25 protein-coding genes and 1 pseudogene are annotated in these 21,597 nt (G+C 43.3%); 2 read left to right on the top strand and 24 right to left on the bottom strand.

What is annotated here, in order from left to right:
• Positions 1–105: 105 nt before the first annotated feature.
• The 24 genes and pseudogenes from aroC to ACYQ3Q_RS20765 all read right to left on the bottom strand — a co-directional run bounded on the left by aroC (position 106) and on the right by ACYQ3Q_RS20765 (position 18,582).
• Positions 106–1,254, bottom strand: coding sequence for a chorismate synthase (aroC, locus tag ACYQ3Q_RS20880; RefSeq protein ID WP_459930420.1), 1,149 nt, complete (start codon positions 1,252–1,254; stop codon positions 106–108).
• A gap of 112 nt (positions 1,255–1,366) precedes the next feature.
• Positions 1,367–1,801, bottom strand: coding sequence for a prepilin-type N-terminal cleavage/methylation domain-containing protein (locus tag ACYQ3Q_RS20875; protein WP_459930419.1), 435 nt, complete (start codon positions 1,799–1,801; stop codon positions 1,367–1,369).
• 25 nt (positions 1,802–1,826) lie between these two features.
• Positions 1,827–2,687, bottom strand: coding sequence for a shikimate dehydrogenase (gene aroE, locus ACYQ3Q_RS20870; RefSeq protein ID WP_459930418.1), 861 nt, complete (start codon positions 2,685–2,687; stop codon positions 1,827–1,829).
• A gap of 148 nt (positions 2,688–2,835) precedes the next feature.
• Positions 2,836–3,366: a YqeG family HAD IIIA-type phosphatase gene (locus ACYQ3Q_RS20865; RefSeq protein ID WP_459930417.1), complete on the bottom strand. Its 531-nt coding sequence runs from the start codon at positions 3,364–3,366 to the stop codon at positions 2,836–2,838.
• 71 nt (positions 3,367–3,437) lie between these two features.
• Entirely contained in the window at positions 3,438–4,181 is a 744-nt protein-coding gene (sigK, locus tag ACYQ3Q_RS20860; protein WP_459930416.1) for an RNA polymerase sporulation sigma factor SigK, read from the bottom strand.
• Positions 4,182–4,293: 112 nt separating this feature from the next.
• Entirely contained in the window at positions 4,294–4,914 is a 621-nt protein-coding gene (gene pilO / locus ACYQ3Q_RS20855) for a type 4a pilus biogenesis protein PilO (protein ID WP_459930415.1), read from the bottom strand.
• A gap of 46 nt (positions 4,915–4,960) precedes the next feature.
• Complete coding sequence (locus ACYQ3Q_RS20850) at positions 4,961–5,503, bottom strand: PilN domain-containing protein (RefSeq protein ID WP_459930414.1); 543 nt, start codon at positions 5,501–5,503, stop codon at positions 4,961–4,963.
• Positions 5,504–6,652: a type IV pilus biogenesis protein PilM gene (gene pilM / locus ACYQ3Q_RS20845; RefSeq protein WP_459930413.1), complete on the bottom strand. Its 1,149-nt coding sequence runs from the start codon at positions 6,650–6,652 to the stop codon at positions 5,504–5,506.
• 20 nt (positions 6,653–6,672) lie between these two features.
• The gene (locus ACYQ3Q_RS20840; RefSeq protein WP_459930412.1) at positions 6,673–7,719 is read right to left on the bottom strand and encodes an Ig-like domain-containing protein; all 1,047 of its coding nucleotides are present in this window, start codon (positions 7,717–7,719) and stop codon (positions 6,673–6,675) included.
• 29 nt (positions 7,720–7,748) lie between these two features.
• Complete coding sequence (locus tag ACYQ3Q_RS20835) at positions 7,749–8,720, bottom strand: carbohydrate-binding protein (protein ID WP_459930411.1); 972 nt, start codon at positions 8,718–8,720, stop codon at positions 7,749–7,751.
• Between the two features lie 14 nt (positions 8,721–8,734).
• The gene (locus tag ACYQ3Q_RS20830) at positions 8,735–9,274 is read right to left on the bottom strand and encodes a PulJ/GspJ family protein (protein WP_459930410.1); all 540 of its coding nucleotides are present in this window, start codon (positions 9,272–9,274) and stop codon (positions 8,735–8,737) included.
• A complete protein-coding gene (locus ACYQ3Q_RS20825) occupies positions 9,271–9,621 on the bottom strand; it encodes a type IV pilus modification PilV family protein (protein WP_459930409.1) in 351 nt (116 codons plus the stop codon). Before ACYQ3Q_RS20825 ends, ACYQ3Q_RS20830 begins: the two co-directional genes overlap by 4 nt.
• Before the next feature lie 28 nt (positions 9,622–9,649).
• The gene (locus ACYQ3Q_RS20820; RefSeq protein ID WP_459930408.1) at positions 9,650–10,171 is read right to left on the bottom strand and encodes a pilus assembly FimT family protein; all 522 of its coding nucleotides are present in this window, start codon (positions 10,169–10,171) and stop codon (positions 9,650–9,652) included.
• An 80-nt stretch (positions 10,172–10,251) separates the two neighbouring features.
• On the bottom strand, positions 10,252–11,466 hold the full coding sequence (locus ACYQ3Q_RS20815; protein ID WP_459930407.1) for a type II secretion system F family protein: 1,215 nt from the start codon (positions 11,464–11,466) through the stop codon (positions 10,252–10,254).
• A gap of 19 nt (positions 11,467–11,485) precedes the next feature.
• Entirely contained in the window at positions 11,486–13,201 is a 1,716-nt protein-coding gene (locus ACYQ3Q_RS20810) for a GspE/PulE family protein (protein WP_459930406.1), read from the bottom strand.
• Positions 13,202–13,306: 105 nt separating this feature from the next.
• Positions 13,307–13,786 carry a prepilin-type N-terminal cleavage/methylation domain-containing protein gene (locus ACYQ3Q_RS20805; protein ID WP_459930436.1) on the bottom strand — a complete coding sequence of 160 codons (480 nt, stop codon included), beginning with the start codon at positions 13,784–13,786 and terminating at the stop codon, positions 13,307–13,309.
• A gap of 198 nt (positions 13,787–13,984) precedes the next feature.
• Entirely contained in the window at positions 13,985–14,452 is a 468-nt protein-coding gene (locus tag ACYQ3Q_RS20800) for a type II secretion system protein (protein ID WP_459930405.1), read from the bottom strand.
• A 199-nt stretch (positions 14,453–14,651) separates the two neighbouring features.
• Positions 14,652–14,900 carry a type II toxin-antitoxin system RelE family toxin gene (locus tag ACYQ3Q_RS20795; protein ID WP_459930404.1) on the bottom strand — a complete coding sequence of 83 codons (249 nt, stop codon included), beginning with the start codon at positions 14,898–14,900 and terminating at the stop codon, positions 14,652–14,654.
• Entirely contained in the window at positions 14,881–15,156 is a 276-nt protein-coding gene (locus tag ACYQ3Q_RS20790) for a hypothetical protein (RefSeq protein ID WP_459930403.1), read from the bottom strand. Before ACYQ3Q_RS20790 ends, ACYQ3Q_RS20795 begins: the two co-directional genes overlap by 20 nt.
• 169 nt (positions 15,157–15,325) lie before the next feature.
• Positions 15,326–15,901, bottom strand: coding sequence for a Uma2 family endonuclease (locus ACYQ3Q_RS20785; RefSeq protein ID WP_459930402.1), 576 nt, complete (start codon positions 15,899–15,901; stop codon positions 15,326–15,328).
• Positions 15,902–16,196: 295 nt separating this feature from the next.
• The gene (locus ACYQ3Q_RS20780; RefSeq protein WP_459930401.1) at positions 16,197–16,451 is read right to left on the bottom strand and encodes a DUF4911 domain-containing protein; all 255 of its coding nucleotides are present in this window, start codon (positions 16,449–16,451) and stop codon (positions 16,197–16,199) included.
• 306 nt (positions 16,452–16,757) lie between these two features.
• A pseudogene (locus tag ACYQ3Q_RS20775) lies at positions 16,758–16,940 on the bottom strand (DUF4911 domain-containing protein); the annotation flags it as partial.
• Positions 16,941–16,963: 23 nt separating this feature from the next.
• On the bottom strand, positions 16,964–18,241 hold the full coding sequence (locus tag ACYQ3Q_RS20770; protein WP_459930400.1) for a peptidase U32 family protein: 1,278 nt from the start codon (positions 18,239–18,241) through the stop codon (positions 16,964–16,966).
• Between the two features lie 224 nt (positions 18,242–18,465).
• Positions 18,466–18,582 carry a ribonuclease HepT family protein gene (locus ACYQ3Q_RS20765; protein WP_459930435.1) on the bottom strand — a complete coding sequence of 39 codons (117 nt, stop codon included), beginning with the start codon at positions 18,580–18,582 and terminating at the stop codon, positions 18,466–18,468.
• Positions 18,583–18,714: 132 nt separating this feature from the next.
• On the opposite strand from ACYQ3Q_RS20765, the gene ACYQ3Q_RS20760 reads away from it, so the two are divergent.
• Positions 18,715–19,575: an AAA family ATPase gene (locus tag ACYQ3Q_RS20760; protein WP_034141400.1), complete on the top strand. Its 861-nt coding sequence runs from the start codon at positions 18,715–18,717 to the stop codon at positions 19,573–19,575.
• A 3-nt stretch (positions 19,576–19,578) separates the two neighbouring features.
• A complete protein-coding gene (locus tag ACYQ3Q_RS20755; RefSeq protein ID WP_459930399.1) occupies positions 19,579–20,787 on the top strand; it encodes a vWA domain-containing protein in 1,209 nt (402 codons plus the stop codon).
• The last annotated feature ends 810 nt before the right edge of the window (positions 20,788–21,597 follow it).

Raw genomic sequence — 21,597 nt, 5'->3', positions numbered from 1 at the left:
ATCCTCTCGATGATAAAGTAATAATTACAATCGTTCCGATGACCGCAATTCGCACAAATCTCCCTAGTTATAAGTAAGTCCGTTATACCTAGATTAAGCTAAAAGCTACATCATACGCAAGTTTTCTTGATAAGCTTCCCAGGTGGATTTTAATTCGGCAAAGCTATCTGCTGGAAACTTCTCCAGGACCGCTTCAGCAATCACCCAAGCTACCACATGTTCCAAAACGACTAAGGCAGCTGGCACGGCACAAACATCTGAACGCTCCACACTTGCCTTTACCACCTCTTTGGTTTCCAAATGCACCGTATCTAAAGGTTGATAGAGGGTCGGGATGGGTTTCATAACCGCTTGAAGGATTATGGGTTCCCCATTACTCATTCCCCCTTCAATTCCTCCCGCATTGTTGGAAGCCCTAGCAAAGCCTTGCCCCTGACGATAAGTGATCGGATCATGAACCAGCGAACCCATGCGTTCCCCTGCCTCGAAGCCTAGCCCAAAGGAAACCCCTTTGATCGCTTGCACTGAGAGAACTGCTTGGGCCAGCTTTCCATCTAACTTGCGGTCCCAGTGCACATGGGAGCCTAATCCTGCCGGAATATTATGCACTTGTACCTCTAATAGTCCTCCCAAGGATTCTCCTTGATTCCGAGCAATAAGGAGTTGATCCTCCATCTTTTGTTCAGCAAGAGGATCTCCCACCGACCACTCGGATTTTTTCACATGTTGCCAATACTCTTCCTTGTCCGAACGTTCCGCATGAACACCGCCCACCGCCAGGACATGCCCTCTGATTTCCACTCCGAGGGCGGCCAAAGCTTGCCTTACTAGATTTCCTATCCCTACCCGCATGGCAGTCTCTCGGGCACTCGCCCGTTCGAGGATATTCCGGACTTCTGTACGATATTTAAGAGAACCCGTTAAATCCGCATGCCCCGGCCGAGGGGTTAGCACTTTTCGGCTTTCTAAGTCAGCCTCTTCTCCCCAAGCCATGATTTTCTGCCAATTTTCCCAATCACGGTTGAGGATCTCTAAGGCGATTGGAGCGCCCGTACTTAATCCTCCTCGTACCCCGGAAATAATTTGTATCTCATCTTGTTCAATAGCCATTCGTCCACCACGACCAGGTCCTTGTTGTCGCTGCCTTAAGGCAATATCAATACTATCTTTGGAAATCTTTATTCCAGACGGAAGTCCTTCGATGATACCGACTAACTTTTGACCATGTGATTCTCCTGCCGTTAAAAAGCGCATCTCATGTCCCTTCTCTCTATTCCGTAATCGTAAAAATTGATCTATGTATCATAAACTTTGGTCAGCGCAAAACTAATCCATATTTTGTTTGGTACACGGCTTGCACAGAAGGTTACTCTGCTCTGATTCGCATCCCTACAGGAGCCACGATAACACGACTTCGCTTACCCGAAGGGGTTGTCAAAATAATCGTTGAACCGACACTTCGACCAGAAGCATTAAATTGTAATTCTGGCGGGCTGCCTAAAAATCGAACCCCATCTTGGAAATAAACGTCTTTCACCCTTGTCCCTTGACGAAAAATCTGATAATGATGGTTAGTTTGATAGTAAAACTTGATCGCATACCAGTTATTTTCAGCAAGTGCCGCCTGGCGAGTATCACGAATTTCCTCTAACAATTGGGTTGTCGCCAAGGCTAAATGTTGCTTTTCGAAATTTATAGGAAGCTTAATAAACAGCACAAACCCAGCACCAGCTAAGAGCGTTAATACAAGGATCATTTCCAGAAGTGTAAATCCGAAATCCTTACCCTGCAGATTTGGCATTTTCTTCGTCCTCTTTAACTCTCAGTTATCCTTTATCAAACAGCCGCTCAAAGAATTGACCTTTCAAGGCTTGTCTCATCTCCTCGACAGGAGCCTGTCCACCGAGCCAAAATTCCCAAGCCAAAGCCCCTTGATAAAGCAGCATACCTAGTCCGTTCTGCGTACGACAACCCAACCGTTTAGCTTCTCTTAAGATGGCAGTCTCCCTCTGATTAACGATAATATCAACCACGAGCGCCCGCTTAGAGATCCCTTGAATCGAAAATGGAAAAGACTCATTAAGTAACCCAAGGGAGGTTGTCTGAACTAAAAGGTCTACATCCTCTAACCACGCTCCGGGAGCAAACTCCCCTGATGTCGCTGTTCCTCCCCAGTGTTGAATGACCTGAACTAATTCCTTGGCCTTTTCAGGAGTCCGATTAAGAATATGTAACTCCATTCCTTGCTCCGCCAGCGCCAAGGCAATTCCTTTTGCTGCCCCGCCAGCGCCGAGAAGGACCGCCTTTTTTGCCTGAAAGCCGTTTAATTCCGCTTCCACAGAACGCACAAACCCAGCCCCATCTGTATTGTGCCCAATCTTCTGCCCCTCATGGATTTTAACTGTATTAACAGCCCCAGCTCGGCGGGCTTCGGAAGTCAAACTATCGAGCAGGGAAACGATAGGTTCCTTGTGGGGGATCGTGACGTTCCAGCCCGAAAACCCCAGAGCACAAAGTCCTTCCACTGCCTCAGCTAACTGAGCGGGCTTAACTCGAAAACGATGGTACTCCGCTTTTATTCCTAAAGCCTTGTACCCAGCATTGTGCATCCCAGGGGAGAGCGAATGCTGAATCGGGTCACCGATCACTGCATAATGTTTTTCTAGGTCATTTTGGTGTTTTTCCATTTATTACTCCTCTTGCATTGTGGTCAAGGATATCATGAACGTTTAATTGGTACCACCGATTTGCTTTAGTACAGCCAAGTTGCCTATATGCACACTACGGAGGTTCAACCGTATAATGAAAAGGAATGGCTAAGCCATTCCTAAATGCTCAATGAATTTTTGGACTAAACGGTTTTGCAGAAGCAAAATGTTTCATCAGCCAGACAAGCACTTTCTCCAACTGACGCATAATCCGGGTTCCGATAAACTCTTGGTCATTGATGGGTGTAACCAAGATCGTATAAAGACCAAGCCGATTTCCACCCAATATATCCGTAAACAACTGATCTCCAATCACAGCCGTATCCTTCTGCCCTGTCTTTAAAAGATCCATTCCCGCTCGAAAAGCTCTTCGACGTGGCTTTGTCGCCCCGAAAATAAAGGGTATACCCAAACGGTCGGCGACCACCGCCACACGCTGTCGCTTACTATTGTTGGACACCACGCAGGCGCCAATTCCTGCTGCCTTGACTTTTATAAACCACGCTTCCACTTTAGGACCTACTTCGACATTGTTCCATGGAGTCATGGTATTATCTAAATCGATAATTAGCCCTCGGATCCCGTCTCGAACAAGTTGTTCTACTGAAATGAGATCAAGCGAGGTAGCTTGAAGTGTCGGCCGAAAATACTCAAACATTGAATCCTCCAAAGCGCTAAAGTTTATTATATATTATACCCTAGAGGATGCCATGAGAGCAAGTAATGGACTTATCTATTTGAATCAATTTTCCCCATCTCTTCCATCAATTTTTGAATAGCTTTCTTCTCGATGCGAGAGACATACGATCGGGAGATTTCCAAGGCTTTAGCAATCTCCCTTTGAGTGCGTTTCGGACTGTTCATCAACCCATAACGCAACTGGAGTACTAATTTTTCCCTTTTAGTCAGTTTTTTAACGAGTTCTAGCAAAGCTTTCTGTTCAGATTCATTTTCGACCTTCAACGAGATGTCCTCTTCGTTCGACCCTAGTACATCGATCAGCGAAATTTCATTGCCTTCTTTATCCATTCCGATCGGATCGTAAATAGAAACCTCGCCGCGGGATTTTTTCAAAGATCGCAAATGCATTAAGATCTCGTTTTCAATACAGCGGGCAGCGTAGGTGGCCAGCTTCGTCCCTTTCCCTGGATCAAAGGTATTAATCCCCTTGATTAAACCAATCGTGCCAATGGAAATTAAGTCATCACCATCTTCCCCTGTTCCGTCAAACTTCTTGACAAGATGAGCTACCAACCGCAGATTATGCTCCACTAAAGTGTTGCGTGCGTTCTCTACTTCACGGGTTAAGGTAAAGGGTTCTGTTTTACTTTCACTAAGAATTTTCAAATAACGCGCTTCTTCCTGCTCATTTAAGGGCTGAGGAAAGGCATTGTTGTTTATATACGAGACTAGCAATGAAACTCCCTTAAGAACAGAGAGTGCCATACTGACAAAAAAGAGTTCCGCGAACATCTTCTCCACCCCTTTCGCACTGTTCTAATACCTATGCTTCAGAGGAGGGAATTTTGCTTATCCACGTTATAATAAAAATCCGCACTCCCGATTGTCTTCGGGAGGCGGTTTACTAAGGTTGAAATATTTTCACGGGAGAATCCACTCCGATGGGCGAATTCATAAAGGTGGGCTTTTGATTCAAACCGTTTGAGATTCCGATGCTTGCATAAGCCGTCAATTTTAACTCCGTCCGCATGATCCCTTGCGAAACTGAAAGGTTTATGCTTTTGATCGCCAATCGTTGACTCCCTCCGAATTGCAAATCTTGAATCAATGTGAGTATGTCCGCCGTTTTACCCAAACAGCTGAAGCTCATCCCCATCTCTTGATAGGCACCTTTATTTTGAGCTTGCTCAAAGGCTATCGTTTGAGGAATAACTGAGTGTTGTTTAGCCAAAGTATAGAGCCCAACCATGAGTTGGGGTTTATCAAGCCGATTGGGAAGCTGGGCATTCAATTGGAGGACTTTAGTCTCCAACGTTTTAATTTCCTGTTGAAGCCCGCTTTGATTTTTTTGGAAGGTTAGCAATTCCTGATAATGATCTTTCTGAGCATATAACTGACTTGTTGAACTTTTAATAACCATCCATTCGGGCAAAAAAAGAAGTGTCATATAGGCATAGACAAGCCCGAACATCACAAAAAGGATTAGTGCTATTATTTCTAGTTTTTCTTTTTTTAACTCCTTCACCCTTTTTGCTCCTAACTCTTCTACGTCTGACAGTCGAATCCGAATTCTACTTTAACTTTAAATTGAAATTCAGAGTTTGTGCCTTATCTTGTAACGATACGGTCTGAATATCAACCTCTTGGAACATCCCAGAATCGCGCAAACTGACCCACAGCCGCGCCACGTCCACCGGTGTTGGAACACTCACGCCCATTGTCAAAGTATTTTCCTGCAAGGAAAACGTATTGACTACCGTCCCTATAGGTAAGGTATTTTTTAATTTTTCCAAAATAGGACCGGGATCTCGGGTACTTTTTTGCATAAGATCTAATAACTGCTGTTGTCCTTCAGCTTGAACCTTTAACGCCCTAAGTTGTTTAACCTGATTAGGGATCTCCCCGAGCGCGGAGATTTGCTGTTCAACAAGGGTGATATCTCTTTTCACCTTATACTCCCATAGCCATGGAGCACTTCCTACTACTGCTAAGATTAATAGGCTTCCCGTTCCCCAAAGCAATGCTCTTTTTTTCCATTTTGTAGGACTCTCACTCTCTCGGGCCAGCCCGTCAACCCATCGTTGGGCAAAATTAAACTCTTTCTTTTCCCTCATTTAGCCCTCCCGCAAGGCCAAACCATAAAGGCTGCCATATTTCATCCCGTTTTTCTGAAGAGTTGTAATCCTTCTGCTAAAACGGGGACGCCAAGCATTAGGGAAGCCCACCTGGGTAAATACTTCTAAATTAGACTCAAAAATCTCTTGTATAAAGGGAAGATCCGAATAGTCCCCGGTAAGATAAATGCGATCAATGGATTTACCAAAATGTCTTGCCGCAAAAAATCCGAAAAATTCGGATACTGACTGTAGGACATTTCCCAAAGTTGACTCAATTTCCGCTTTAGCCCATTCATGCAATCTCATTGTCTGTAGATCAGAATCTTGCGTATCTTCGCTTAGTCCATCCCCACTCTCTCGAGAAGTAACATTCAATGCTATCTTAACTTGATCCAATCCTTTTAAAGAAACCTCTAAATCCGAATACAAAAAAAACACTCCATGCTCCATGAGAATAAATTCCACTCGATCAGCACTCAGTTCTACAATCGCTAAATCAAGAGGAGTCTCCAACTCAGCCGTGTTCTTTTTGTTCTTACCCTTCAGAGTCAATTGCGAATATAAACGAGCCAATCCATCTGCAGCTAAATCCACCACTTTTGGTTTAAACCCGATGTTTTCCCACTCTGACCATAATGTCTCCCACTGATACTTAGGCAGAGCAGCCAGAAGAACTCGTTGACGCATTTCCCCGTCTTCTATTAAACGTTCCAACACTCTATAATCTACAACATAATCCGAAATATTTAAAGTGAAATACTGATCCACGTGCAAGGTTAAAAGTTTATCTAAATCTTGGGCTGACATTAGCGGAAGAGTGATCATCCGCGTGATCACTCCCGGGCAAGAAACCGCAATGCGAAGTTTTTTGACGGGAACACGGTTTTTATCCAACCACTCTTTAAGTAAAGCCGTGTTTTTCCCACCATTCGAGCGCTTCTCTTCTTGAAAACTTTCTTTCTGTGCGAGAACATTCTCCCCGAGTTGCTCTTGACCGTCTTCGGATTCAAATTCAAATTCAGATTCTGATTCGACGCGGAATTCAGACAAGCGAAGAATATCCAGATTATACTTCCGGCGAGCCACTTTGGCAACAACCCAGTGGTTTCCCCGTACAACTGCCAGCCATTGTTTTTGTTTGAACACGTTGCAATCTCCCTCAAAGCTTATTCATCAACTATTTCTTTTTCCCAAATGAGTCTATTATTAGGTTCCGGAGCTGGCGGAACAGCATTGACCGTCAAGTCAGCTGTTCCTGATTGGCCCTCGAAAGTGGCTGTGATAGTGCTAGTTCCAGCGGCTACACCTGTCGCAACACCACCAGCCATCGTCGCTATGCTTTCATTTGAGCTGGACCAAGTTACCGTATCGATATCCGTAGAAGAACCATTAGAATAAATCGCCATAGCTGTGAATGTTTGAGTTTGGCCGACTTGAACCGAAGCATTCGTCGGGGTCACCAGGATCAACTGAAGCAATGGCGCTGCGATCGTTAAGTTAGTTGTTCCAGATTTACCGTCGATACTCGCTGTGATATTACAGGTACCAGGTGCCACCCCAGTCGCAACGTTACCCGCCATTGACGCCTTGCTTACGTCTGAACTGGACCAAATGGCCGAATCACTCACATCTTCCGTGGACCCGTCAGAATAGTTTGCTATAGCGGTAAAGGTTTGAGTCAGACCCACTTGAATCGTAGAATTAGCTGGGGTTATAGTAATGGTCTGCAGGACTGGAGGAGGGACACTAATATTAAAAGAATTGCTGTTTGCTTTGGCAAATATTTCATGGTTTTTATTTTTACTAATATATCCCTCAACATGTAAATGTACCCTTGCTTCATAATCAAGAGATAGATTACTAATGACAGCGTAACCAACGCCCTCATTAATAGTGGTTGTCCCAACTTCAATAGTTTTCGAACGTGTTTCATCTATAATCGTTAGTTTTACATCTTGAGCAGACATGTCTTTATCGTATCCACCATTGTTTATAATATAAATGTAAGCAGAATAGGTATGGCCTACCTGTTTATTCGGTATCTGATAATCTTGTTCCGGATAAGGATAGACATCTGCAATTGCAAAAGTACGAGAGGTATGATCCGTTTCGGCATCATCCCCGGGATAATATTGTTCCCAACAGCCTGTAAGCAAAAAGGAAGCCAATACAAGGAAAATAACACTCCTGATCAGTTTAAAACTGTTCAACATAGACTGACCACCCCCATCATCCGAAACGATTAACTCATTAATTTCCAGGCAGCGGAAATATCCGGTTGGGCATTTTGGGAATACCACTCAGCTCTATACCTGTGTCCATTATACACGACTTCATCCCCGGTAATATAAACATTAAACGATCTCCATTCGTCCGTTAATTCCTGCCAGGGGCTGCTTAGTAATCCGGGTTGCTGATTATTCGAATAATTCCTTGCTCGAAACTGTTTGGAGTTATAGATTACAATATCTCCTGTATTATATACATTAAAGTCCCGCCACTGATTCGTTAGCTCCTGCCAAGGGCTGCTTACTAACCCAGGTTGCTGATTAGTTGAATTATTCCTAGCTTGAAACTTTTTGCCATTATAACATACAATATCATTTGTGTGATATACATTGAAATTTCTCCATTGTTTCGTTAGCTCTTGCCATGGACCGCCAATGCTTGCTCCTGGAACATCACTGGCATGCGCATACCAAATGTTATAAAAAACTCTTCCGTTATAGATGACATAAGTTCCACTCGTAGAATATACCTGTGCAACCCATAATGGATAATCCGGAAGAACATCGTCATCTTCGCAATCGTCATCGTCGTCATCGTCGTCATCGTCATCGTTGTCGTCCCCGTACTTATACTCGGCAACTTTTTTCCTGATAATACCTAAATATGTACCCGTACTTGTAACAATGAAGGAAGGTCCATCTTCACTATCCTGCCACTGAACTTTAAAACTTCCACCTTGCCCAAAAGGGTCATTGACTGTTTCAGATTCTGGAAGAGGATCCCCCTTTTTGATATTTTCATCCAGTACTTTCGCAATTCCATACTGTACACCCGCTTCAGCCAAATAATAAGCCGTGAGACCCTTTTCTTCAGAAGATTCGAGCTTTGTGTGTGACATAACCATGGTAAAAAACACCCCAGAAATCGAAACAAGGATCATGATGGATATTACTGCAGTCAATAAAGCAGAGCCGCGGTCCTTCACAGTAATATCCCTCCTTAATACAAACGCACCCATGTTAGTAGTTCGTGATTTAAATCCCCCGAATCATCTTTGGCTTCAAGATAGATTTGCACTAAATGTTCAGTAACTGGAAGTATGGTTACGGAATTGATCTCGTCAGCAATTAAATGAACGGAATTCGAACCTGTGTTCCTATACCAAAGCTTCTTGGCATCATAGTCGTAATATATTTTTGTTCCACTCGGCAGTGCGCTGATATTGCCCGTTAGCACTGTAGGGTTAGGATATATGTCAATGAGACACTTCGTAGGTTGACCGGGTTCCGTTGTATACACACCATGGTCATAGGAACCAGAACCGGAAGAATAATACGTGAATCGGTTAAGCCTGATTTCATCCATCATCTGAACTATAGCTGTCCTTGCTTTGTGCTCTATCTCACTTTGTCTACTGGCATTGTTGAACATTCGGATTTCTCCGCGCATGATTTGAGCAATCATGGTCATTAAGAACCCGAAAATTGCAATAGCAATCATCACTTCAAGAATTGTGAATCCTTTGTCTCTCTTCGTCATTTTTTCACCCTATATGTAAACAGACTTACAGGTTCTGGGTCTGTGGGAGAACTTGTAAGGTATACCTTCACCTGCACTTTTTCAAGATGAGCACTCTGATCGACTGTAATAATATCCGCTTGGAAATTACTAAACGGCTCGGAATTTACGGTGGGCCTGATCCCTTCGATCTGGGCCTCTAATAGTCCTGCAGCATAAAATGTCATCTGTTGTCTGACTTGGCCCTTGTAGAAGTACTTATGTGCCACCGCGTCGCTCTTAAAGATAAAACCAACACCAATCATGAAAATACTGAGGGCGAAAACTACTTCAAGTAACGTTATTCCTTGATCGGTCGAGCGCTTCATCTAAGTCCTCCTCGATACTAGTAAACGTTTATGGCCAAGTAATAGAAAAATAGCCCGTTTTTTCTGCAATCTGCACACCCACTTGTCTTAGACTGGTCGGATTAAGTAAAATTGTCCCAAACTCAGATATAAATCCTTGATAATTGTAATACACGCCGTATCCAAGCAGAGCATTGGTATTTAAGTCAACTAGGGGGACCATCCAAGAATCACGCACTGGGTCAAAGATAAATGTGACTCCAGTGTCAAATTCCTTTTTATCTAACGTTTGATAATTTCCGTTTCTTATTTGCATGACTTGAACACTATTTGTGTTTAAAACGACATAGGTCTTTCGTCTTTGATCCTTGGCCAATTGTTGAGCATACTTAAGTTCTGCTACTACAGCCTGAGCAGAAGCTTCCAGACGATATTGACTTTTAATAGCTTGAAATTTCGGTACCCCAACTACCGCTATAATGCCAATAATCGCCAAGACAATCATCAATTCAATCAGAGTAAAACCAGACGTTAGCTTTGCATTTTGACGAACTCTAGTTAACCCTAACATTTAGGCGCCCTACTCTCTACATCTTTGTAAGGTTTGTCTCCCCACCCATCAATATCATCGAACCTCAACTTCAACTTTATTCACTTTGCCCCACTGACCCCACTCGCCATGTTGAAAATTGGTAAGGCTATCGCTATGATTAAACCCCCTGCAAAAACCCCGATTATGACCGTAAAGATCGGTTCAACCAAGGCCACTAAACGAGCAAGTCCAATCTCCACCCGTTTATCATAGTGATTGGCAACTTCCACCATTAATTCTTCTAAACGCCCAGTCTCTTCCCCAATGGACATCATTTGAATGACGAGCGGATCAAAGAAGGGTTCCATTCCAAAGGCCAAAGCCATCGTCTCTCCACGAATAATAAGGTCTTTTGAGCGGGCAACTGCTAAACGGGGAACTTCGTTGCCCACTATGGTTTCGAGCGAGTTCAAAATCGGCACAATGGGTATAGAAGAATGTAGAAACAAGGCAAGGGTTCGGGAGAAACGAGCAATGATGACATCTTTCATGTTCTTCCCCAAAAGAGGGGTTTTCAGAAGGAAAGCATGCAGATAATAGCGGTACTTGGGAATCTTGAAAACCCTATTCAAAAGAACAACAAGTGCGACTATGCTAATTAAGAGGTATAATCCATTATTCAAAAGAAAATCCGACGCATCGACAATCATCTGGGTAGCTGCGGGTAGGCTTTGCCCGTTCCCCTTCATGAGTTCGGTGATTTCCGGGAGAATAAAGTTCAAAAACAAGATCACAAGTCCGATGAGTACGACGGTGAGAACTACTGGATAAACTGCCGCGCTCGTAATCTTTTTTCGGATAAAATTTTCCCGCTCGTAATACTCAGCCATACTTGTCAGGACCGAGTCCAAACTTCCACTTTCCTCACCGACACCTACCAAGTTAATCAGCAGCTCCGGCAAAGCCCCTTGGCATTCTCTCATAGCCGCGGATAACGAACTTCCTCTGCTGACACTACGATGAATCGTTTCTACGACTTCTTTTAGACGGCGATCCTCCATCTGAGACTGAAGAATGTCCAGTCCCCGAACTAAATTGGCGCCAGACCGGATCATCATCGCCATTTGTGTGCAAAAAGCGGCAATGGAATCATACTTAACCTTACTCTTAAATCCCATGGAGAGTATACTACTGAGACTAGATGCTTGCTCCAAGGAAATAATTTGCCAGCGGTTCTCGAGAACTTGTCGCCTCGCGCTCTCCAGATCAACCGCTTCCAATACTCCTTCTGTCACGCGCATTTCTTGATTGATAATTTTATAGCGAAATTGCATTCCTGCCGTTCACCTCAGCCTATTCATTCACATAAGTAACCCGCAGGAGTTCATCTATGGTCGTGACTCCTTCTAAAACCAGTCGCGTTGCCGCATGCTTAAGGGTCGTCATCCCCTGGTCAATCGCATAGTTTCTTAATTCGTCCGCAGTTGCTCTCCGGTCAATGAGTTGTCTGTGTCCTGCCGTAATCGGCATAATCTCAAAGATGGCAATCCGTCCTTTATAGCCGCTCTTATTACAGTAAGTGCATCCCTGCCCTTTTTTTAATCCAAGGTGGATTGCATTGGGAATTCCTAGTAACGAATGCTCCTTAGCGCCTGCCTCATATTGAGTCAGGCATTGTGGACAGATGCGCCGGACAAGCCGTTGAGAAATGATTCCTAGGACCGAAGCGGAAAGCAGAAAAGGCTCAATCTCCATATCCATTAAACGCGTAATTGAGCTGGCTGCGTCATTGGTATGAATGGTGGATAACACCAAATGACCCGTTAAGGCCGAACGCACAGCTATTTGAGCTGTTTCATTGTCCCGCATCTCACCTACCATGATAATGTCCGGGTCTTGCCTCAAAAGAGAACGAAGTCCTGTGGCAAACGTAAGCCCCGCTTTAGGGTTTACCTGCATTTGATTGATCCCTTTAAAGTTAAACTCAACTGGGTCTTCAAGAGTCACAATGTTTTTCTCGGGTGAGTTTAATTGGTTCAGAGCCGTATATAAAGTTGTCGTCTTCCCACTTCCCGTCGGTCCCGTAACCAATACGATCCCGTAAGGTCGCGAGATCAGATCCTCAAACGTTTTTAAATCTTTCCCGACCAGCCCCAAAGCTTCCGTCTCTAGTATAACACTAGATTTATCCAAAATACGCAAAACAACTTTTTCCCCGTACATTGTCGGAGTTGTGGACACCCGAAAGTCGATCGCCTTACCCCCGACAAGATAGGAAATTCGACCATCTTGCGGCAAACGACGTTCCGCGATATTAAGGTCAGCCATAATTTTCACGCGACTAACAACGGGATTGGCCATGCTTATAGGGGTACGCATGATCTCCCGTAACACGCCATCTATCCTAAAGCGCACCCGAAGTTCTTCATCAATGGGCTCGATGTGAATATCACTGGCATGATTATTGACTGCATTCTCGATAATCGTGTTTAAAAATTTAATGATAGGGGTTGATTCCTCATCCACGACTTCCATCCCAGCAACAACGTTTGCAGACGCCTGGGACGTTGCTGCAACTGGGACCACTCCCAATTGTTTCGAATATTCACGGGCCGCCTTTTCTGCTTCACTCCGACCATAGAAGCGATCAATGGCCCGGAGGATATCCCCTTTTTTGGCTAGACAAGGCTTAACCATCATTCCTGAAGCCAAGCGTATGTCATCGATCGCAAAATAATCGGTTGGATCGCTCATAGCCACCAGAAGTTGGGCATTGCTCATTTCCACGGGAAGGACCGTATATTTCCGCACGACGTTCTCGGGAAGTAACCTGAGAATTTGATCAGGCACAACAACGCGGTTTAGATCAATCGAAGGCAGCCCCAACTGACTTTGCATCGTCCGCAGGATGTCCTCTTCCGTGACAAGCCCTTGCTTAATTAAAACCTCGCCTAAACGAAGACCAAGAGACTTTTGCATAGCAAGAGCCTCTTCCAAGTGCGTCGAAGAAATCACACCACCAGCGATAAGTATTTCCCCGAGACGTTTGCGTTCTTGGCGTAGGGCCATGGCGGAGCCTCCTTTCTGATTACCTTAAGGATATAGGAAAAGGGTGTTTTGGTAAACACCCTTCCAAACATCAATTTTTTACTACGTTTCTATACCTTATCATGACTAAGGAGTTATTGTAACTGTTTTCTCAGTAATAGTTGCACCAGTATTATTATCATGACCAGTAATAGTTATAGCATATGATGGATCCACATCAATACTAACAACTACTGCTCCTTTATTTGTTGTTGCATCAGCATCTTGTATTAGTACGGTTAAAGCATTATTACCTGCAGCATCATCTATGGTAGTTGAAAGAGTAAAGGGATTTGAAATTTTCTCACTACTTGAATTTAAATCAAATGCAGCTAATATGTCACTCTGAATAGCAGCGGCCGAAACACTTTTGTCTGCCCATTTTGTTATTTTGCTCTGAACATAGCCCTCTACTAACCGAATGTTGGTATCCAGCCCAGTAGCTTTCGCTTGAGTTTTAACAGTTCCCACCTTCGGCACCAACACAACCGCCAAAATCCCAATTACTGCAATAACAATCATAAGTTCGATTAAAGTGAAACCTTCATCTTTTCTCCGTTTGATCATTTCATTCAACTCATTCATCCCTCTCCTTTGTGTACTTTTTCCCTTTCTCAACACTACATTTAGGACCTTCGGCCTATTCACTTGGGGCCTTTTTCCTATTGACTATTTTTTCATATATGCTCATATTATCGGTTTTATTACTGATCGTCAATAGGGTAAATTCTCAAATTTTGATTTCTTTATAGAACATTATTTTAGTCAGAATTGTATCGTCATTTGCAACCCTGTCATAAGCTTACCCACTTCGTCACAGCCATAGACTACTATGCTATTGTCAGCTTGTACAATTGCTACGACTGCTCCTTTATATTCTGACTGCTCTACTCCTGATGGTACTGCATCTAATACATAGACTGCTGCTGTTGGTTCATCGGTGAGGGCCACTGCAGTTGCCACCCCCATCTTGTTGGTAATTGGATTTGTCATATCTTCAACTTTAGGACTTACTGAATTGCCAAAAAGAGACGTTAATTTTGTGGCTACATCATCCGTGCTTTGCAGTCCGTAAATTGTCGTTATTACTGATCTATAGTTTGATTGAACCCCGGTAAGTTTCGCAGATGTTCTAACCTGCTCTACTTCTGGAAATGCCAGAACCCCCACTATCGCAATGACAATCATGAGTTCGATTAGGGTATACCCGTCCTCTTTTTTTCGTCGGATCATATTAATCTATCCCTCCTACATATAAAATGTTGCCATTTTGTAGGAGTTCTAACCTCGGTCTCTCTAGTGAATCGGTAGTTAATTTGAGTGAAAAGAGTATTTTGATATGGAACAAGACAAAAGATTATATTTAAAGCGAGTTCATTTGAACTCGTTTTAAATATAATCTTATTAGCTATACGACCCCTTGGTTGTGCTCCTAACGATAAGCATCCCTACGGTTAAGTACCCTGAGAGCATATACTACTACGGAATAGTCTCCTGCTCTTTCTATAATAATTCGGTAGTCCCCTGAACGTATACGATATAATTGTTTGCCAGATAACTTTAAAATATCCACTTGCTCTCCTGCAATATACTTGTCGAGGACAAGTGATATTTGTTTCTGTGTTGTCCTGTCAAGTTTGGCTAAATCTTTCAGCGCAGGCTTAGTAATTACTACCTTCAACCAAACCCAACTCCCTCTTCGCATCTTCCCAATCAGATACTTCCCCTATTGAAATAGCCTCTTTTGCTTCCCTAACGGCTTCTTCATCCTCTTCTGTCCAAGGCTCATCATCATAACGAGGATTTGCAAGAGCATCCTCCCAAGTTTGATGACCTAGTAAGGATTGAAGGAGTTTAATAGCTTTTTCTAATTCCTCAACAGTCATTGACTGCGATATTCGATTTAGTTCATCTTGGAGTTTTTCTTTGGGTAACATGATAATCAACCTCCCATCTTTTCTTTGGGGTCTGACCCCAGTGTTCCAGTGAAGGACAAATAACTAAACAATCCACGAGAGGAAGATTTCCTCCGGTCGATCTTAACCTCCGCTTCTGAGTATATAGGCAGGGATTCTGTCCAAAAGCTTGATTTCGATATCTTATGAATCAAATACCTTCGAATACCGGCTTTAAATCTACTACAAAGTCTGGAAAAACAGAAACTTTTATTTTATCTGTTTCCGTATATGATTCCGGACGGCCATATCTATAATTCGGCTGTAAAGTAAATACAGTGACAAATTTAGCGTCCGTTTCTACTATCCAATATTCTTTAACACCAGCTTTTTCATATTTGTTGAACTTCCAAATCTTATCATTTCTCGTTGTTGAAGGGGAGGATATTTCTATTACAAGGGTCGGCGTTCCAAAGTAGCCCGTTCCTTTTAGACCCTTTTTGTCACATACAACAATAATGTCCGGCTGTACAACAAATGTGGTTTCTTCGTCCTTTTCGTTCCCCTCGGGTAGCCTCAAATCGAAAGGAGACGCAAACACTTGACAAGACTTCCCGGCTAGGTAATTGTAAAACTGTGATAGTAATGCCGCCGATAATGCTTGATGTTGCCAGGTTGGGGCAGCCTGCATATAGGGTACTCCATCAATGATCTCCCATCTTTCATTTTCCGGCCACGTTAAATAATCCGCATAGGTATTTATTTTGTTGTCTTGCGGTAATGGCATATAGAATCACTCCTCTTTTCTGTCTCTATGTCATTAACCCAATAAAAATTTCTATTCAATTAGTTTCTTGATAAAATTTTACAAGAACGTACCGTACCGTGTCAAGATAATTTGGAATATTTATGGATTCTGAATCCTAGCCAATTACAACATTATAATTGTATAGTCATTTGTAACCCTGCCATCAGCTTCCCTGCTTCGTCACAGCCATATACGACTACACTATTGTCAGCGTGTACAATTGCTACGACTGCTCCTTTATATTCTAAAAACGCGGGGTTCCTTCTCTAGAGCATCAGATAAATTCTATCTCAATCGGCATCTTTTCTATCACACTCTTCAACTCTGGCCAACAATCCTTCGTCGTTTGGATCATAACCTCTCCCAGTGCTTTGTTCGTCGTGGTGACAATGCCAAGATGACCTAAACCCTCAACCAATTTGCATAGCATTTGGATTTCTGAGCGGTCTATGCGCGCTTTGATGATAAGGTCAGCATCCGCATACACAGAGTTCCCTGGGGGGGTATTCTGTACTTCTAAAACATTCATCAGCGATTCTCCCTTACATCCAAGCAAATTTTTCGTTTTATCGCAGCAAAATGCTACTTGATAGAACCTTCTTTATTACCGGTAAACGATCGTTAAGCTCGTGCACACAACAAGGCACCTCAACTTTTGAGCGTAAACGCTTGAGAATACAGACAACATAGCCTTACCAGAAGGCATCGTGCTTATAGTGACTATTGATCCAGGGTTCAACAAGCCTTATCAAGATAATACTGGGGCCTTCTGGGTTATAAGTGGTGCCGATAAACGCAAAGTCACTTCTAGAGAAGAAATCCAACGAATGTTTCAAATCATAACTTCCCCTAATGCTTTATTTGTCGTCGTTACTATACCAAGATAACCTAATCCCTCGACAAGTTTATCTAATATTTGCATTTCCACGCGTTCTAAGCGGGCTTTAACAATAACATCAGCATTCGCAAATTGAGAACTTGCTGAGAGTTCTCTCTTGGCGATGGGCAAAGAATTCATGCACTCGTCCCCCTTAATTCAACCTACTTTTTGTCAGTTTTCGCCCGACGCAAAATACTATACGGGTGGATCCTCTCAGGTACCGTCATTTTGATCTTTTGTTGGGCATGGCGAGCGACTTCGATCGGAATTCCCTCGTCATCCCACATCTCCTTGACTTCAAATGACCAGGGAATTCCCTGCGGAGTTAAAACTTCCAACACCTCTCCGAGCTTAAAGTTGTTCCGTTGCTCGATCCATGCCGTGTAACTATCTGTAGAGTCTGTAGCGTCGCCCTCAGGTTCATCGTCCTCAGGTTCATCGTCAGAAAACCTCACCCCGACGAAATCATAATCCCGGACATAATGGGAGGACTCTAAATTATGCGATTTTGCCCCAGGTTTACCGAACAGAAAACCTGGTGAATAGTCTCGGTGACTGACTTTATCCATCTCTTCTAACCACTGAGGGAGCTTTTCTTGAAATGCTTCCTCCCCTTGATCCCACAGCGTATCGATTGCTTCACGATAGACTTTAACAGTACTGGCAACATATTGAACGCTTTTCATCCGCCCCTCAATCTTGAAGCTGTTCAGGTCAATCGGCTTTAACAAGGGTAGATGTGGCAAAAGACATAAATCATGCGAGTTAAAGACATAAGTCCCGCGTTCATCTTCCTCAATAGGGAACCTTTGCTCCGGTCGCTTTTCCTCCACCAGACTATATCCCCAGCGACAGGGCTGGGTACACTCGCCCCGGTTGGCATCTCGCCCGGTTAAATAATTACTCAGTAAACACCGTCCAGAATAGGACATACACATCGCTCCATGGATAAAGATCTCTAGCCCGCCCTCAACCTTGGTACGAACATCCCGTAGTTCCTCAAGCATTAGTTCCCGAGCGAGCACGACTCGTTCGATCCCTTGTTTCAGCCAGAATCGAACTGCATAGGAATTCGTACTATTCGCTTGGGTGCTTAAATGCAGAGGCAAGCCCGGAGCCACCTCCTGAGCCATCGCAATGATGCCCGGATCAGAGACAATAGCTCCGTCCACTCTCAGCCCTTCCAATTGCTTTAGATAAGCCGGAAGTTCCTCAAAATCAGGTTCATGAGCAAATATATTCACCGTCACATAGAGTTTCTTGCCCAACCCATGTGTCCAGCGAACCGCTTTCTCCATTTCCTCTAAGCTGAAATTCCCTGCATAAGCCCGAAGGCCAAACACCTGACCGCCCATATAGACTGCATCCGCTCCATATGCCAGAGCGTATTTTAACTTTTCCCAATCTCCCGCAGGTGCTAACAATTCTGGTTTTCTCATGAAGATTCCCCTAACGTTTACTCTAAGCCCGATTTAATCAGGCTTATTTATGTAGTTTATCATAAACAAAGGAATATTAATAAAATTTTATCTCTCATCATAGCCTTAAGTGACAATATTAATTGTAGCGACTTCTAAATGTTGCAAGTTGAAGAAGGAACCCGTATGGGTTCCTTCTTTGGAGTCCGTTATTCCTAAAGTTTCAATTTTCCTCATCCTTAATGTCAACTTCTACTGCTGGTTGCTCGAGAACACGATACTGTTTCACATAACTCTGGCACATCATGATTAATGGTTTCCCATACGGTTGGAATAGTAATATCTCCATATTTATGGGCCATAATATTCCTCATGCCCTTAATATTTCTCCATGGGACTCCGGTGTAAATCTTCTTAACTAAATAGGAAACCTTATACAATAGTGGTATGATTATGTTAGAAGAAGTTCAAAACGTTGAGGAGGCACCAATAGAATGACCGAACAATTATCTTATCAAGGAACTGAGGATTACATTGTTTCAAATGATCTTCAGAACAGCGTTAATATCTCAGTGGCTTTAAAAAGACCCCTCTTGATTAAAGGAGAGCCTGGCACAGGCAAAACAGTCTTAGCGGAAAGTATTGCTCGTTCACTTGGTCTGCGCTTGATTATCTGGAATATTAAATCGACCACCAAAGCTCAGGATGGTCTTTATGTCTACGATACAGTCCAGCGCCTCTATGACAGTCAATTTGGAGAGCAGAATGTTTCTAACATTAAACAATACATTAAGCTTGGCAAATTAGGTGAGGCCTTTGAATCGACGGAGCGGGTTGTCCTCTTAATTGACGAGATCGATAAGGCAGACTTAGAATTTCCCAATGATTTACTCTGGGAATTAGACGTCATGAATTTTTACATACCGGAAACGGGCGAAACCATCACAACGAACCATAGGCCGATCGTCATCATAACGAGCAATGCCGAAAAAGAACTACCCGATGCCTTTTTGCGACGCTGTGTTTTCCATTATATTGACTTTCCTGACCAAAAAATGATGGAAGAGATTGTGCATGTCCATTTTCCAGACTTGGAAAAACAATTACTGGCTGAAGCTTTAAAAGCCTTCTATTGGTTGCGTAGTATCTCAGGTTTACAGAAAAAACCGAGTACTAGCGAACTTCTGGATTGGGTTCAAGCCTTGACGATCGGTGGTATCGAGCCCAGTAAGATTGCTCAGGAAATCCCGTTCTTAGGGGCCCTGTTAAAGAAGAATCAGGATTTTGATTTGACCTTAAGGCAACTTCATACGCGCGGGACTGATAATTCGTCTCGAGCCAAACGCGGCTGGTAGACTATGTATACAAACTTTTTCTATACACTACGTCGTGAGGGGATTCCCGTTTCTATCACAGAATGGATGACCTTGATGGAGGCTCTTTCAGTTGGCTTAGCTGACTCTAGTCTGTCTGGTTTTTATTACTTGGCCAGAGCTGTCTTGGTTAAAAGTGAAAGTCATTTTGACCAATATGATCTTGCCTTTCAAAAGTATTTTCAAGGCATAGAAACCCCAGCACAATTATTGGATCAGGTTTCGAAATGGATGGAAAATCCTTTGCCTCCAAAAATGTTCTCTGAAGAAGAACGCAACGAGCTGTTAAAGAAATTGGGCTTGCCGGATTGGGAGAGTTTAAAAGCCGCTTTGGAAGAACGTTTACGCACGCAAGATGGCGCTCATCACGGTGGAGGTAATTGGATTGGTACGGGCGGAACCTCAGCCTTCGGTCACTCTGGTTTTCATCCTGGTGGAGTGAGAATCGGGGGTGAGTCATACGGGCAGTCCGCGGTTAAAGTGGCATCTGAACGGAATTACCGAGACTATCGCAGTGATGAAACCTTAGGAGTACGTCAGTTCGAAGTTGCTTTACGTAAGCTGCGTCAGTTCAGTACACGCCTTGATGGCGTCAAAGATCAACTTGACTTAGACGATACGATTGATGAAACCTGTAAAAATGCCGGACGCTTAAAACTGGTCTGGACAAGACCTCGCAAAAACTCCGTCAAGGTTATCGTACTGATGGATGTCGGTGGTTCGATGACACCTTATGCCAATATCTGTAGCCAATTGTTCTCAGCGGTTCATAAAGCCTCTCATTTTAAGGATTTGAAGTTCTATTACTTCCATAACTGCTTCTATGACCTACTGTATTTAGATGCTTCGAATAACCCCAGAAAGACCATTAAAACTGAGGACATCCTGAGTTCGCTCAGCTCAGACTACAGAGTGGTTATTATTGGGGATGCAGCCATGGCTCCCAGCGAATTGATGATGAGTGATGGTAACATCTATTGGGGTCTTGGCAATGAAGAACCCGGAATTACCTGGTTACAGCGGATAGCTAAGAAGTTCCCGTATAACGTTTGGCTCAATCCTATTCCAGAGAAGTATTGGGAACGCATTCACGGATACCAAACGCTAAAAATAGTGCGTGAAATTTATCCGATGTTTGAATTAACTCTGGAGGGGCTTGATCGGGCTATTAAGAAACTAATGGTACGCAAGTAGATAGAGGAACCCAAAAAGTTTCTTCTTGCGTTCCGTTAAATCAGTCTTTACTCCTTTTGATTCGACAATTCCGTATTACGATGAAGAAATATTTGGTAATTCAGTCAAAGATATGATATTCTTTTACTTATACAACTGAATAGGGCGGGTGGGCGGCCGATCCCTCTACGAAAGGGGGTGAGGCTTATGAGTACGTACCAAGCATTGATGTTTGCCGTGGCATTTGCGACATTAGTTGTATTCATACTTAAAGAAAAGCAAAAGAGCAAGTAGTCCACCCCAAGGAGCTCTTGCTCTTTACCCTGTATTTAGCCGCACACTACGGCCAGTTGTATAGCCGGGATGTTTGCACCATCCCGGTTTTAATTATTGTATGCGGTCTTTAAAGTAATTATACGATATAAAAGCAATAACATCAAGTTAGCAGTGCATACGTACCCTATCCGTTTAGTTTATCATGAACAAATATACTCTCGGCAGTGATTGAATTCAACCCCACTCGATGATTGTTAAACAAATAAGCTAAAAGTCAGCCACCGAAAATCTTTTACTCAACACCCCTTGACGAAACTCTTCTGCTATATTACAATACAGAAAATTAACATGCAAGACAATGATGAGAATTAGTAAGTCTTTTGAGGAATGTTCTAGCGAGTCAGAGATGGTGAGAGTCTGATACACTTCCTGTAGACCGAATGGATCTCAGAGTCGTAATCCGAACACGCTTTGGCGTCATTAGGTGATACCGGGGGTTTCCCGTTACAGAGACACGGATATCGAGAGGTCGACTCTCCGCATCTGCTTATTTGT

Source organism: Desulfosporosinus burensis, from assembly GCF_054657535.1.
The sequence above is the reverse complement of the archived record's forward strand: the minus strand, read 5'-3'. Positions and strand labels throughout refer to the sequence as shown.